Source organism: Psychrobacter frigidicola (assembly GCF_007997305.1).
Taxonomy (GTDB): domain Bacteria; phylum Pseudomonadota; class Gammaproteobacteria; order Pseudomonadales; family Moraxellaceae; genus Psychrobacter; species Psychrobacter frigidicola.
Genome location: NZ_VORZ01000004.1, coordinates 141,858 through 156,981, shown reverse-complemented (window position 1 = coordinate 156,981; position 15,124 = coordinate 141,858). Strand labels below are relative to the sequence as shown.

The 15,124-nt window shown below is 42.7% G+C and carries 12 protein-coding genes and 2 tRNA genes; 6 read left to right on the top strand and 8 right to left on the bottom strand.

All coding sequences use genetic code 11. The features are described 5' to 3' along the window. Nucleotides 1-234: 234 nt before the first annotated feature. Both ES754_RS11495 and ES754_RS11490 read right to left on the bottom strand, forming a co-directional pair. Nucleotides 235-1,194, bottom strand: coding sequence for a hypothetical protein (locus tag ES754_RS11495; RefSeq protein ID WP_147224343.1), 960 nt, complete (start codon nucleotides 1,192-1,194; stop codon nucleotides 235-237). Nucleotides 1,195-1,332: 138 nt separating this feature from the next. Next, nucleotides 1,333-1,683: a glutaredoxin family protein gene (locus ES754_RS11490; RefSeq protein WP_147224342.1), complete on the bottom strand. Its 351-nt coding sequence runs from the start codon at nucleotides 1,681-1,683 to the stop codon at nucleotides 1,333-1,335. A gap of 274 nt (nucleotides 1,684-1,957) precedes the next feature. Between ES754_RS11490 and ES754_RS11485 the strand changes: the two genes are divergently transcribed. Continuing rightward, the gene (locus tag ES754_RS11485) at nucleotides 1,958-2,845 is read left to right on the top strand and encodes a DMT family transporter (RefSeq protein ID WP_147224341.1); all 888 of its coding nucleotides are present in this window, start codon (nucleotides 1,958-1,960) and stop codon (nucleotides 2,843-2,845) included. A 275-nt stretch (nucleotides 2,846-3,120) separates the two neighbouring features. On the opposite strand, the gene ES754_RS11480 is transcribed toward ES754_RS11485, so the two are convergent. The 6 genes from ES754_RS11480 to gltX form a co-directional block, all read right to left on the bottom strand. Beyond that, nucleotides 3,121-4,161 (bottom strand): ATP synthase subunit B family protein, encoded by a 1,041-nt coding sequence (locus ES754_RS11480; RefSeq protein ID WP_147224340.1) that lies wholly within the window; start codon nucleotides 4,159-4,161, stop codon nucleotides 3,121-3,123. Nucleotides 4,162-4,587: 426 nt separating this feature from the next. Beyond that, nucleotides 4,588-4,663, bottom strand: a tRNA-Glu gene (locus ES754_RS11475). A gap of 153 nt (nucleotides 4,664-4,816) precedes the next feature. Continuing rightward, nucleotides 4,817-4,892, bottom strand: a tRNA-Ala gene (locus ES754_RS11470). 242 nt (nucleotides 4,893-5,134) lie between these two features. Next, complete coding sequence (locus tag ES754_RS11465) at nucleotides 5,135-5,524, bottom strand: GCN5 family acetyltransferase (protein ID WP_147224339.1); 390 nt, start codon at nucleotides 5,522-5,524, stop codon at nucleotides 5,135-5,137. 103 nt (nucleotides 5,525-5,627) lie between these two features. After that, nucleotides 5,628-5,945, bottom strand: a complete 318-nt coding sequence (locus ES754_RS11460) for a hypothetical protein (RefSeq protein ID WP_147224338.1) — start codon at nucleotides 5,943-5,945, stop codon at nucleotides 5,628-5,630. Nucleotides 5,946-6,045: 100 nt separating this feature from the next. Then, nucleotides 6,046-7,572 (bottom strand): glutamate--tRNA ligase, encoded by a 1,527-nt coding sequence (gene gltX / locus ES754_RS11455; protein WP_147224337.1) that lies wholly within the window; start codon nucleotides 7,570-7,572, stop codon nucleotides 6,046-6,048. A 325-nt stretch (nucleotides 7,573-7,897) separates the two neighbouring features. Here gltX and rsmH point away from each other — a divergent pair, with 325 nt between their 5' ends. The 5 genes from rsmH to ES754_RS11430 all read left to right on the top strand — a co-directional run bounded on the left by rsmH (nucleotide 7,898) and on the right by ES754_RS11430 (nucleotide 15,121). After that, nucleotides 7,898-8,923: a 16S rRNA (cytosine(1402)-N(4))-methyltransferase RsmH gene (rsmH, locus tag ES754_RS11450; protein WP_476705272.1), complete on the top strand. Its 1,026-nt coding sequence runs from the start codon at nucleotides 7,898-7,900 to the stop codon at nucleotides 8,921-8,923. Between the two features lie 282 nt (nucleotides 8,924-9,205). After that, complete coding sequence (gene ftsL, locus ES754_RS11445) at nucleotides 9,206-9,619, top strand: cell division protein FtsL (RefSeq protein WP_147224335.1); 414 nt, start codon at nucleotides 9,206-9,208, stop codon at nucleotides 9,617-9,619. After that, complete coding sequence (locus tag ES754_RS11440; protein ID WP_147224334.1) at nucleotides 9,616-11,772, top strand: peptidoglycan D,D-transpeptidase FtsI family protein; 2,157 nt, start codon at nucleotides 9,616-9,618, stop codon at nucleotides 11,770-11,772. The genes ftsL and ES754_RS11440 overlap by 4 nt, the downstream gene beginning before the upstream one ends. 127 nt (nucleotides 11,773-11,899) lie before the next feature. Further along, the gene (locus ES754_RS11435; RefSeq protein ID WP_227677846.1) at nucleotides 11,900-13,600 is read left to right on the top strand and encodes a UDP-N-acetylmuramoyl-L-alanyl-D-glutamate--2,6-diaminopimelate ligase; all 1,701 of its coding nucleotides are present in this window, start codon (nucleotides 11,900-11,902) and stop codon (nucleotides 13,598-13,600) included. Between the two features lie 69 nt (nucleotides 13,601-13,669). Next, nucleotides 13,670-15,121 (top strand): UDP-N-acetylmuramoyl-tripeptide--D-alanyl-D-alanine ligase, encoded by a 1,452-nt coding sequence (locus tag ES754_RS11430; RefSeq protein ID WP_147224332.1) that lies wholly within the window; start codon nucleotides 13,670-13,672, stop codon nucleotides 15,119-15,121. Nucleotides 15,122-15,124: the final 3 nt, after the last annotated feature.

Sequence of the window (15,124 nt, the reverse complement as noted above, 5' to 3'; positions counted from 1 at the left end):
TTAAAACAAAAAAACCCCAACTTTATGTTGGGGTTTTTTTGTTTTAAGGAGGGATAAAGTAAGTGTCTGGGAGACACGTGCCCTGACGCAAGGGAAAATCTATGATTTTAAAGAACTATCGATTTATTTTTGAGTAGAGCTAATCGCGCCTTTTGCTTGTCGTTGGTATAATATTATGCTTTAAACTTAAATAGAAAGTAATTAAAACTCAGGTCAACAATGTAATTTATTACCTCATTCTGCCATGACTTTCTCCCATCTATATTGGCAGTAACTACATTTACCTTCATTACATTGATCTTCTAAGCTCAAAGGATCTCCGCACGTTTCACATTCAATATATTCCATTTCATATTCACATGCCACACAACATTCTTCTTCGTAAATGAATGTAGTTTTTCCGCATTCTTGACATGAATCAAACGGAGATTCACCGCCATCCATTAAATTTCTAATGGCTTCTCCAGCCAAAGAGTCATCGATACATTGTTCAACCACATCGTAAAAGCTAAAGTCTTCCCCACATGACTTACAATGCAAGTCAATCATTGGATAAACATCATCACTATGCGGAGCTTGTATCAATGAAGAGTGGCATTGATTGCAACGAAGATTTTTAAGAGCTATTTCAACTGAATGATATTTCCAATCGACTGCGTTAATACTCGCTTTACAAGCTTGTTCTTCTGCTGAATAAACATCGCTCACATCAAGCAAAGTTGTCCAGCAATCGTTGCCAAGGATTTCTTGAGGATCTTCTTGCAAGTGCTCTGATAGAAAGTCTCTAATCAGTAAAAATGACTTGGCTACAATTTCTCGGACAGCATCAGGAGATTCAGATGTATAGTAGTGTTCCAAATCGTTTCTTAGTTTATTAATCTCATCGAAACGTTTCCATTCTACTTTGACGTTTAAGCTGGCAAATCTTTCTTTTATCGACTGGACATCAACCGTCTTATGACCTTTACCTTCAAAAGTTATTTCGCCTTTTGCATTTTGTATAGGCCTAATATTCTGTTTTATTAGCAACTCTTTGTTATCACTTGGAGACAGTTGGCAAAGCTTTTCTTTGTACAATAATAAAATTCCAGCCGCGATATTTCTCACAGCAGAAACACTACGCCTATCATCATCACTTTCAAAATCCTCAACCCCAATTTGGATTGAATCTATTGCGTTTTGAATAATGCTCATTATTTCTCCTAAGAACTAATATGTATTTAATCAACTTTCTAATAGCATAATGAATCTAGTTTATTATAATAACTAACTTGAAAAGCTCCGAGCCTGCACGATTCTACTTTCAAATTCACTTACTTCTAAAAGCATAAATCACTGGTTTTGCACCTGCCACTCAATTTCAGGTTTGTTATAGCCATGAATAACTTCACCATTAAATAACACCAAAGGCACACCACCACCGCCTAGACGCTCGTATTGTTTATAGCCTTCAGCAGAGCGTTCAATATCGTATTCACAGTAGTCAACATTGTGTGAGGCTAGCAACTGTCTGGTCTGCTCGCAGTAGCCACACCAGACGGCACCGTACAAAACAATGTCATTGTTATCAGCTGCGTCACAGGCGACAGAGTCTGGAACAACGGCGCTGGCGTTTATGAGGTAAATACAGGCGATTAACACAGTGACACCGAGAACACCTGAAAATATTTTCAAAAAAATCATAGCGTTACCTATCTATTCTTACTTTTTAAGCTTGTTTTTGATTACGAGTTTTGATGACGAGTATAGTGTGATGAACCTCTTAAGTCTAATTGGTGCCTAATAACCATAGCCAATACTTATATCTTATAGCTACCAAACTTCAATAATTAGTCTCATGACTGACCGCTTACACATAGAAAAACCACCTATCAAGCCGTTTAAAAGTTATCATTACAATCTATTTAACGACGTATCAAATGCTGTCTCAACCGTTAATACCTGAATCGAGCAACCAATGTCCAAACGCGACCTTATTATCTTTTTCACGCTCTCTTTTATGTGGTCGCTATCCTTTATATTTTACCGAGTGGGAGTTCCTGAGTTTGGCGCGTTGTCATTTGCCAGCTTGCGTTTGGTATTTGCAGGGCTAACCATGCTAGTTTTTGTATTGTTAAACCCGAAAAATAGGGAAGGTATTCGTGAGAATTATAAAGTTCTTGCAATTGTCGGTTTATTCTCTGCTGCCATTCCATTCGTGCTGTTTTCTTTTTCAGCGCAGTCAGTGAACGCAGGTGTATTAGCTGTGCTAAATGCTTCCGTGCCTATGATGAGTGGCTTTATCGCCAGTACGTTTTTTAATGATAAACTCTCAAAAAAGCAAATACTTGGATTGGTTATCGGTATTGTCGGGGTCGTTGTTTTGATGAGTGAGCACCTGTTCTCAGGCCATGGTCAAGGTTCAGGCCTACTGCCAATGGGTTATGCATTATTGGCGTGTGTTGGTTATGCGACAGGCGCGAATATCACCAAAAACTATTTACAAGATCTCTCACCAATTGCTATCACGGCAGGCTCGCTAATCATTGCCAGCTTGGTCATGCTACCCATTGTTGTATATGAATTTCCGTATGGTAAAAGTATTAGTCTAAAGGCGTGGTTATCTGTCATTTGTATTGGCGTCTTTTCGACGGCAATCGCCCTAATTTTCATGAATCAGCTTATCAAAAGCATTGGTGCCATGCGGGCAACGAGTATTACCTTAGTCATTCCAATTTTTGCAATAGTTTTTGGTTATGTGCTCCTTGGGGAAGCATTGGATATAGGTGCAATCATTGGCTCAATCGTGATACTGATAGGAACCTATTTATCTTTAAATTTATCTTTTAAAAAGCCAGCTGATTAATAAAGGTAGTCTATAAAAACTTTCCTATCCAAAACTTAAAAGCGTTCATCCTTTTGCTAAGGTGCTAAGGTGCTAAGGTGCTAAGGTGCTAAGGTGCTAAGGTGCTAAGGTGCTCCAAGATAGTAATGGTTTGCCTAATTAGGTAACTAGCTTGTGTTAATGAAAGACAGACATAAAAAAGCCCAGTCATTATTACTGGGCTTTTTTATATTAATAACTTGTTAAATAATTAACGATTTAGATAAGTATGTTTCTTAGTTAACTACTCACTAAACTTATTTGACGTTATCACCCCAAGTTACGATTGGCTTAGCTAGACGGTAATTTGCTGCTGCACTTTTAGCACCAACTGTACTAGCGATGAACGTTAAGATAGCGCTGATCAACCAAAATAGACCAGTATATAATGCCGCTTTACGAGCAACGTCTTCAGCTTGTTGTAACTTCTCTTCTGCAGTACGTTTTGCTTCTGCAATATACTGCTCAGTTTTCATTTTATATTCATTAAATGACTGCTGAACTTCGGTACGCACTTCTATTGCTTGTGGCTCAGTTAGGCCTTCTTGTTGCAAACGAGTGATAAGTACAGGGCCTTTTAATTCTTGCTCAATAGATGCCATGCGTTGTTTTGCATACTCATCAATGTTGCGCCATGTGTCTAAGTTAGTGAAGTCCATGTTAGATACTTGAGTTTTAGTCTTATCGAACATGCCTTTGATTACACTACTGGTTGCCGCGATTTGTTGTTGGTTTAAATTATCCGTATTTTTAGCAACCATCGCTTGTAGATCTTCTTCGCTAATGTCACCTGATATACGCTGATATACTTCTTGTGCTTTTTGTTGCACGCCATCAGTTTGTGATGCTGCACCAGCGGCAGTTGCACCAACAGTGGCTGTTGTAGCCGCTGTTTTAGCGACTGTACTAACCGTAGAACCTACTGCACTACCTGCAGATGTTAAAATACCCGTCGCACTACTTAACGTGAAAAATGTAGTTAATAGTACGATTAAAGCGGCAGTAAGCATACCTGTTAAGGTAGCATCTTTTGGATCAATGTCGGTACCATCACCGAATAGCGCTTCAGGTGCAGAATATTTGATCGCAAAGAAACCTGCTACATAAGCACTGACTAATGCCGTAATCGCAGCATAGATGCCAGCAGCGATACTAGTACCTTTTAAATCAAAAGGCAGAAAGGAGCTTAGTATTAAAGCAATTGCAATCATGGCCATAACAACCATTAGACCCATAATAAGGCCTGCAATCACTCCGCGCCATGATGGGCGTCGTTGAGGAGCATAAATAGGTGACATAATTATTCCTTTTAGTATGTTTTTTTAGTAAGTCGTTGTTATCATTTGATGAGCATACTAGTTCAGTATTAATAAACAATCTCTACAAAATCACTTACAAGTCCAATAAGCATAGTAATAGCATAATCAATAATGAAAGGAATTGGTAACACCTTTAAGTAGAAAAACACTAACTTTGTGTATAAAGGCGTTACACTATGTCAATAAAATGCTTTAGTGTAAGATTACGTAAGTATTTTAAAGTGTTAATAAGATAAATTCTTACTGGCTAACTTTTATAATGAAAATAACTTAGTAATAGAAAGGCAAAAAACAGTCATAAAAAAAGCCCAATCACAATAAATTATGATTGGGCTTTTTAATGGTGCGCTTATTAGTCTAATCTTATGCAACTTCGCAATAGGGCTAACAAGTGACGCCGTATAGTGGCGTCCCCAGGGGGGTTCGAACCCCCGTTACCGCCGTGAAAGGGCAGTGTCCTAGGCCACTAGACGATGGGGACGCATAGTGTGTTATAGATATTATAGGTTCATAATATTACAACGAACAACATCAGAGTGCTTTAAAAAAGCGATGCCTAGAGCTGATGTCGATCTATTAGCAAGTTATCTATCACAAAGCTCATGGATAATACTGAGACTTACAATAAATAGTATGGTGGAGCTAAACGGAGTCGAACCGTTGACCCCTTGCATGCCATGCAAGTGCTCTACCAACTGAGCTATAGCCCCTCGCTAAGAGTGTGCGTATTTTAGGTAAGAGCGCAGGTGTTGTCAACTGTTAATTGCGTATTACTGCATAAATAGGCCAAAAATTTAGGAGAGAGTCCATTAATAAGGCATTAAAAACACTAATTAGGTTAAAAACTATGATGTTAGTGAAATAAATTACTGTAATGAAACTTATATTTCTCATTAAGGCATTAGATGAAGATAGGGGTTAATATTATTTTTATACTCTATCCAAAAGTGAATTACTTAGAAACCGCATTTTTTTGCAGAAATTGAGCAATATCATTAGGTTTTCTTGTTCCTCTATCCAACCACTCAGGTCTCCATTCCGTAAGTCTCTCACCTTTATTATGAATGTAAATACCTCTTGAGGGCTGATCGACCCATTCAAATTGTCTGACTAATGCAAGTGGCTGTGCTGAGTTTTCAGTATTCTCAGCGAATGCTAACGCTTCTTGGTAGGTAACAAAGGAATGACAAGCATCGATATCATATGAATATTCTACGGTATTATCAGGAAGACACCAAACGCGGTACTCAAGCACTTCATCAAAAAAATAACCGCCTCCTGTATAAACTATTGCAGGGTATTCTCCTACTTTATTGGGGTCTATCGCTGCTGGATATGGCATGAGTTACCTTTTTTATTTGAGTACAGCGGGTTGGATACTATATAAATTTTCTTTTCATTCAAATATCGAGATTTTTGCTATTGTATTACAGCTGCCAAGAACACTAAAATTCGACTTGTTCTTCAAAAGAATAACAGAATGCCCACTTCACGGTTTTGCCATTTCTAGAACGATCCATAAATACTCTAACGGTTTTCCCTGTTTCAGTATTTTGGTAGATAAAATTGGATCCTCTATGGATATCACACTGATTATCGTTTCTTTTGTCGATACTATCTTCTCTTTCGATAAGATCCCAATGATTAGATTTTTTAAAATTATCGTTGAGAGTCGTACCACAGGTTGTCACTGGAACAATACCGTAGTTTTTACCTGTATATTTATCAATGTATTTGTCAACTCTATAATATGGCTCTTCCATTTTATAATTCCTATATCATTTTTCGGTTTTTATAATAAAGTTTTGTGGGCTATATTACTTCTAACCCACGTTTCATCTATTATTAGCGCTTTTTAAACAACTATTCCGCCAAAAAATCTGGTAATTCAGCCGCTTGCTTCTCAAGTTTCTTCAGCTTTTTCTTACCTAAACCGCCAAGCACTTCAACACCATTGCGCAGGCGTATGAGCGTCATATCTGCGCCAATGATTGCCATAGAGTTCATCACTGGCGTGGATGAAGAGCTGCCAGCAATCGCGATGAAGAAGGGGGCTATAAAGTCGCGCATTTTAATATCAAGCGCAGCAGCCAAGCCTTTTATGGTGGCGTATATGTTTTCCTCAGACCATGTCGGCAAGACTTCAAGCTGCCAAATAGTAAGCTGGAGGATTTCCATAATTTGTTCAGGCATTAGAGTTTTATGATTAAAGTCATCGCTGGTAATCTTTGGCAGGTTTTGGAAGTAGAAAGCGCCCCAATTTACCGCATCAGATAGCAACTCAATACGAGGTTGGATAGCGGCGGCCATGGCGGTTAATTTGTCACTGTCATTGGCCCAAGCAAGGATTTTATTTTTCAGCTCTTCGGGGGTTAGCGCGCGCAACCATTCAGCATTCAGCCAATTGAGTTTTTCAATATCAAAAATAGGGCCACCAAGCGAGACGCGATGGATATCAAAGCTGGCAATCATTTCTTCTAAAGTGAATTTTTCAGCTTCGTCAGGCATCGAGTAGCCCATACGCCCTAGATAGTTCAGCAGCGCTTCGGGTAATACGCCGGCATCACGATAATAAGTGATAGAAGTAGGGTTTTTGCGTTTAGACAGTTTCGATTTATCAGGGTTACGCAGTAATGGCATGTGGCACAATACTGGCATCTCCCAACCAAAATACTCATAGAGCAACTGATGCTTAGGGGCAGAGTTCAACCATTCTTCACCGCGCAAGACGTGGCTGATTTCCATCAAATGATCATCGACGACGTTGGCCAGATGATAAGTGGGCAAACCGTCTGTTTTTAGCAATACTTGCATATCGACTTGCGCCCATGGAATTTCAACGGTGCCGCGCAACATATCCTCAACGCGGCAGACGCCTTCTGTCGGTACGCGCATACGAATGACATACGGCATGCCATCGGCGACCATTTTATCCGACTCTGCGCGAGTTAAATTAGCATAGCGACCGTCATAGCGTGGCGTCTCACCATTGGCCATTTGTGCGGCGCGCATAGTGTCCAACTCTTCACTGGTACAAAAACAGCGAAACGCATGATCACTATCAAGAAGCTGCTGCGCATGCTTTTTGTAAATATCAGCACGTTCACTTTGACGATAAGGCGCGTGCGGGCCACCAACGTCAGGACCCTCTGCCCAATCAAGTCCTACCCAACGTAGTGCATCTAAAATCATTTTTTCAGATTGCTCAGTTGAGCGCACTTGATCGGTGTCTTCAATACGTAAAATAAATTCGCCGCCATGTGCTTTAGCAAAAGCTAAATTAAACAGGGCGATATAAGCGGTGCCCACATGCGGGAAGCCAGTAGGCGAGGGGGCAATTCGCGTACGTACAGGGCGGTTACTGTTAGGATAAACTGTGGTTTGGGTCATAATAGTCTCAAAATATTATTGTTAGTTAAGAAATAGACGTTAAAAAAGAGGAAGGATGGCGTAAAATATAGCGCTATTATAGCAGGGATGGCTAATATTTTTGTCGAAAAGGCCAGTTGGCGCTTGACTACAGATGTATCCTTGCGATAATACCGCTATACAAGTCATAACTTGTTTATTTTCATCTAATTACTGGCCTTACCGGTCGTCATTTATTGAGTCATTTGTGTCAATCTCGAATTATAAGCCAGAGTCTAAGTCAAATTCTGAAGTTCGTTCTCTATCTGCTGCAGATGACTCTGCTACAGTGGCAGCGCCTTCTACTATCGATAATCTGCCCGCACAGAATACGGCAACACCCGACCAGTTAAGCTTTGCGCATGATGCGGTATTATTGCAAGAGGCTGTTGCCGCCGTATTAGGGGTGAAGTCTTTACCTGAAAATAGCCTGCAAGCTAGTGGTATCTATGTCGATGCGACCTTTGGGCGCGGGGGTCATAGCCGATTATTATTGACGCAGCTGGCTGCTGACGCGCAACTGATTGTCTTTGATAAAGATCCGACCGCCATTACTGTTGCTCGTGAGTTAGCAGCTGAGGATAAGCGTGTACATGTCATTCACGACAGCTTTGCCAGTTTAACGGAGAGCTTAGCAGCGCTGGGCATCAGTCAAGTTGATGGCTTGATGGCAGACTTGGGCGTGTCGTCACCGCAGATTGATGATGGCAGTCGTGGTTTTAGCTTTATGCGTGATGGCGCGGTGGATATGCGTATGGATACCACTCGTGGTCAGTCCGTTGCTGAGTGGCTAGAGAAGGTCGATGATGAAACTTTGGCGAATGTGCTCTATGACTTTGGTGAAGAGCGTCATAGTCGCCGTATCGCGCGCGCGATTAAAGAGATGAGCCGTTACACGTCGACACTAGAGCTGGCAGAAGTGATTAAAGTGGCGCATCCTAAGTGGCAAAAAGGCAAACATCCAGCGACTCAAAGTTTTCAGGCCATGCGTATTTTTATTAACAATGAGCTTGGTGATGTGGATAGCTTCTTAGAACAAAGTATTCCTATTATTAAAGCGGGCGGGCAACTGGCGGTGATCAGCTTTCACTCGCTTGAAGACCGGCGAATTAAGCAATTCTTGCAGCGCCATAGTAAAGGCCAGTATCCTGAAGATGAGAAGCTACCGATGCCGCCAAACCGTCCACGTTATTTTAGTAAGCCCAAACGCATTGGGCCCAGTAAATCAGAAGTGGCGGGCAATCCACGCTCACGCAGTGCGTGGTTACGAACAGCGACGCGTACGGATGTCGTTTATCAGTCAGAACAAAGCTCAGAAAGTATGCAAAGTTGATGTGAGTGGCTAAAAGCAACAAAATAGAAAGTAGATATTTTCAAGCTTATTCGATGTCAATACGCTAACGACTACGCTACTGTTAAAGAGCTGTAAATATTATCTGCTAGGCTCATAGGTCACTTTTTATTTGGCTTTTGCTTCTTGTTCACTTTGTAACTATTTGACAGCGGGTTTTATTGTTTATTGTGTTTTTATTGATGGTGCTGATGGAAGTGTGACGCTGATAAAGGGTTATTCTAATCTGTCTTTTATATTTGAGTTTATTTTTTTGAGAGCGTCATGGCAATATCTGGCAAACCTGCAACCCGTCGCAACTCTAAGTCGCCACAACCTACCGATATCGGCGAAATGTTTGCGCAACGTTTTAGCCTAGTGACTATCTATGTGGTCGTACTGTTGCTACTAGCTGGTGGCATTGTGTGGAGCGGTATTAGAACGGCCGAAAACATTCAGCAATATCATCAGGATTATAAAGCATTGCAAGATATGAAAAAACAAGAGCGTAAGCTACAAATTGAGCACCAGCGCTTATTGATTGAACAGCAGACGTTTAGCGCGACCCCGCAGATTGCCAGCCGTGCCGTTGCTGAGCTTGGCATGTATACCCCAACTTTTAAAGATAAGCTCATTATCCAGCCCGGTGCTGCGACAGCTGAATCGACCAGCTTAGCTACTAAAGAGGTAGGACAATGAGTGACAATAATAAACCTACCAAAAAACCTAATACAGCTAGTAATTCTATTAATATTGCTAAAAAAGGCGCTGCCAAAAATACCCCCAAAAAGTCAGCTAGCGGCAAAGTTATTAAGCCCTTACGCCGCGCCAGTACAGCAGCCGCTGGAAATAAAACGTCAAGTAACAAGTCGTCAAAAACAACTGCTTCAAAAGAAAGTGCAAAAAATCGCTCAAACAAGCTAAGCTCTCGTATAAAAAAGAACGAAACCCAAGGGGCATATACCAGTAACAAAAATCGTAAAAACAAAAAGATAATATTTAATAAAGCCTCCGGAGCCTCGACGCGCGGCGGTTTCGAAAGTGATAAAAACCGCTTTCGTACCATTTGGGGTATATCGCTAGTTATATTAGGTTTGCTAATAGGGCGTGCTTTTTACCTGCAAGTAGCCAATGCGAAGTTTTATCAAGATAAAGGGGATGAGCTCATCACCAGTGTGCGCACGCAAAAGTCTTACCGCGGCATGATTACTGATCGCAATCAATTGCCGCTTGCCGTCAGTGCGCCGCTTTCGTCTGTAACTTTTAGCCCGCACGATTATGCGCGCGAATACTATGAGATTAAGCGAATCAAGGTTACTAACCCTGAGCAACCCCAACTCCAAGCAAGGATGCAAAAGCGTTTAGAGGACATGGATTTGACGCGTTTAGCGGCGGCAGCCAATATGCCTGTTACTGAGTTGCAAAAAGCCACGGCTATTGATGATAATGTTGACGTCACTGATGCCGAGGCCGTTAAAGCCGCGTTGCCCTCCGGTGCTGGCTCACATTATCTGCCGCTACTGAATAAAGTCACGCCTGAGATTGCCCAAAGCGTCAGCGCACTTGACTTCCCTGGCGTAAGTGAGAAAAACTTCTTCCAGCGTTATTATCCACAGCCGCAGCCAAACTCGCAGTTGTTGGGTTTTATGGGACAAAATGCCAATGATCCGGATGGGGGCTATGAAGGACGTGCCGGTATTGAGCGTCAATACGAAAAAGTGCTGGCGGGTAAAGACGGTAAAGTACTCATATTAAAAGACGCTAAACAAAATAGCTTAAAAGAAATAAAGCAAATTGAGCCGGAAGTGGTTGGGCAGAATGTCGCCCTCACGATTGACTCACGATTGCAGTATCTGCTGTATAAAGAGCTGGAAAAAGTAGGGCGCTTGCATGAAGCTCTATGGTCGACTGGGCTGATAGTGGATGTGCAAACTGGCGAAGTATTGGCCTTATCAACGTGGCCGTCGTTCAATTCTAACAATCTCAATGAGATGACTGGTGAGAACCAGCGCAATCGTGCGCTACTTGATGTCTTTGAGCCGGGTTCAGTTATGAAACCCTTTACCGTTGCTGCGGCGTTAGATTCAGGAAAATATACCGCCAATTCTCTCATTGATACCAACCCCGGTTCTATCCGCGTCAAAGGCTATACTATTCGTGACCATGAAAACTATGGCACGATTAACATGGCAACGCTGTTACAAAAATCAAGTAACGTAGCCTCTACTAAAATTGCATTGTCCTTGCCACCTGATGCCATTACGAACATACAAAAGAAATTTGGTTTTGGTGCCAAGACGCCGCTACAGTTCCCTGGTGAAGGCAGTGGTTCAGTAGTCACCCCAAAAGAAAAAGAAACCGCTCGACGTGCGACTGTCAGTTATGGTTATGGTCTGCAAGTGACCTTAGCACAAGTCGCACAGGCCTATTCAGCACTGGCTGCAGGCGGGGTCATGCATCCATTAACTTTGATTAAAAGCGATAAAGCGCCATCAAGTCAGCGCATTATGGAACATGAGCAAGCGATGTCGATTGTGCAGATGTTAGAGTCGGTCACTGCTCCAGGTGGTACGGCAGTTGCAGCAGCCATCGATGGCTATCGAGTAGCTGGTAAAACTGGAACATCACGCCGTGTTAGTCCTGAGGGGGGATATTATGAGGATCAGTACCGCAACATTTTTGCAGGTATCGCACCGGCATCTAACCCAAGGTTGGTTGGCGTGATTTTAGTTGAAGATCCGCGTGGGCAGTATTATGCTGGTTTGACGGCTGCACCTGTCTTCCATAATGTCATGAAAGAGGCGTTGCGTCTGTATAATGTGCCATTAGATAAGCCGTTACAGACTAAATAGCCTATATAGATCGCTTGGCTTCTAACCATCTATAAGCCGTGCGGTTACGGTTGCTGCTGTTGTCTGCTAGTTAATTTATTGAGCCTTATTATTATAATTATTTATATGTCTAGGATTTGAATTGCCCATGACCACGACTATGCCCGAATCATTACAACGTGACGTTACCTTGCAGCAGCTTATTGATAACGATAACTCAAATAACGACGGTACTAATAATGTCAATAAAGGGTTGCGACAGCAATTGTTGGCAATAATACAGGAATCATTGAATCCAACTATAGTCGCTAACCTACCGTTTCAACAGTTACGTTTAGACAGTCGCCATGTCACTACAAAAGATGTATTTGTACTCTTAAAAAGTCAAAGTCAAAACTGCCAAAAAAGCCGCGATTATCTGTATCAAGCAGCGCAGCAAGCCGCTTTTATCTTATCGGAAATTGACCCAGTAGCGTTGCTTAGCACAGCTAATACTCCACCTCATGTCAACCTTCAAATCGAAGATAACCATCAGTTATTAGCGCGGCAGCAATTAGCCACGTTGGCGTGTCCTGTCATCTATGTCCCCCATATTCGCGACTTTTTAGGTGACTTTGCACAAGCGTGTTTACAATATCAGCAGCCTATAACCTTGCCAACGGTAGTAGCGGTGACTGGCACCAATGGTAAAACTACGATCAGTCAACTGGTCGCCCAATTGGCCCAATTGGCGGGCATGAGCAGCGCGGTAATGGGTACGGCGGGTAACGGTAAACTTGGTGCGTTGATACAAGCCAGTCATACCACTGGTGATGCATTGGCCGTGCAGCAGTTTTTATATAAAATAGGAACGGAAAAAGCAGATTTATTGGCGTTAGAGGCCAGCTCACATGGCCTTGATCAGCAACGCCTGCAAGGGATGCCAGTAACTATTGCCATCTATACCAATCTCAGTCGCGACCATTTAGACTATCACGCTGATATGGCGGAGTACGTAGCCGCTAAAGCCAAGCTATTTGATAAAGCCCATTTTCCTACTTTAACCCATGCCATTATTAATAGTGATGATGAGTATGCGCAAGTAATGCTTGATACGGCTCAGGCTAGCGGCTTGATAGTATGGACGTATAGTTTAAACGCGTCGTCAACAGCGACTTTTATAGCAGCTGATATCATGCCAAGTTTACAAGGCGTGGAGATTTTGTTATGCAGTGACTTTAGTGATAAGAAGCCTGATAAAGTCAATATTATAAGCCCATTACTGGGACGTTTTAATGTCGCCAACTTATTAGCTGCGATTGCCGCTGCAGTAGCGCTAGGCATCAGTCTTGAGCGTATTACTGGTTTAATGCCACAGCTACAAGGTGCTGTCGGACGTATGCAGCGTGTCCCGTCAAATGATGGCTGCTTTATCGTCGATTATGCGCATACCCCTGATGCGTTAAGCCAAGTGCTGGCAAGTCTGAAAACGCATTGCAAAGGACAGTTGTGGGCGGTGTTCGGTTGTGGTGGCGATCGAGATACAGGCAAGCGTCCATTGATGGCGCAGGCCGGATTGTCGGGAGCGGATCAAGTGATATTAACCGCTGACAATCCACGTACTGAAGACCCTAATGCTATTTTGAAAGATATGCAAGTCGGCATGAGTGCTGAGCAATATCAGCGTGCGCACATCGAGCCTGCCCGCCAAAAGGCGATTGAATATGCTGTGAGTCACGCCAGCGTCGATGATATTGTGGTTATTGCGGGTAAAGGTCATGAAACCTATCAAGAGATTAATAGTGTCCGTCATGATTTTGATGACAGCGTGGTTTTGCAACAAGCATTGCAACAAGCAGGGCGCGTATAAAAAATCTATTCTGCTCAGCCATAAAATAAGTAGTCACCATAATAAGGTAAATACGACAAGGTAATCGTTATGACAGCAGATAATAATAACAGTATGCAGTCGCAAGGACTGTATGTTTGGCAAGCCGATAATTTGCTGGCGGCGACAGCGGCACTCAATGGTCACTGGCAGCTAGGTGACGGGCAAAAAGTGATAGAACAGGGAAACTCATATATCGAGGTCACCAGTTGTCGTATCGCTACTGACACGCGCGCTATTGAAGCGGGTGATATTTTTCTAGCGATTAACGGTGATAACTTTGATGGTCATGATTATATCGATACTGCTGTTACCCAAGGCGCAATTGCTGTTATCGTATCGCGTCCTATTTCGACTAGCGCTCCCCAATTGGTAGTAAGTGATACCCGTTTGGCATTGGGTCAACTGGCGGCTTATCGTCGTCAGCAGCATCCTGATTTGACAGTGATTGCCATCACTGGCTCTAGTGGTAAGACCACGTGCAAAGAGATGCTCGGCAGTATTTTTAATCGTTTAGCACCGACACTCATTACCCGTGGCAACTTAAATAACGATTTTGGCGTGCCCATGATGATGCTTGAGCTGTCTGACCAGCATCGTTATGCCATTTTGGAGTTGGGTGCAAACCATATCGGCGAGATTGCATACACCGCTGAGCTTGTCCGTCCTGATGTGGCCTGTATCTTGAATATTGGTACCGCACATTTAGGTGAGTTTGGTAGCCGTGAGGGTATTTGCCAGACGAAAGCTGAAATTTTCCATACCTTAAGTGATGAGCAGTATGCCATCGTTCCTGACACCGACGACTATGCCAAGCAGTTGCGCCAAATCGCTGCGACCCATACGTCGCATGTACTTGGTTTTGGCACTAGTGATGTGACAGCGAGCGACATCAATATTAAGCCTGAAGGCAGTGAGTTTACACTGCACATTGGTACAGACAAGCGCGAGATTAGTCTGCCGCTAGCAGGTGAGCATAATATTAATAATGCGTTAGCAGCGGCAGCTTGTGCGTATGCACTTAACATTGATATTGATGATATTGGTGTCGGGTTAGAGAATGCGCGTCCAGCGAAAGGTCGTTTGAATAGCCAAACGCTAGGTATGCACCATCTGATTGATGATACCTATAATGCCAATCCACATTCCGTACGCGCCGCTACAAAAGTATTGGCCGCGCAAACAGGCACGCAAATAATGGTACTTGGTGATATTGGCGAATTGGGCGAGGCTGCGGTCAGCGAACACCACAATCTAGGTCGCACTATTGCTGGTACGAGTATTGATATGCTACTTTGTGTGGGCGAATATGCTCACCACAGTGTGGCAGGCGCACAAGCGGTAGGTGGTATCAACGCACAAGCCTTTAATGATAAAGTTAGTTTGTTACAGTATTTACAGCCCTATCTGCAAGCGCAGCAAGCACAGCCTTGTACCGTGTTGTTCAAAGGCTCTCGTTCCATGAAAATGGAAACACTTATTGATGCGTTAGTAAAGGAGTAGGCG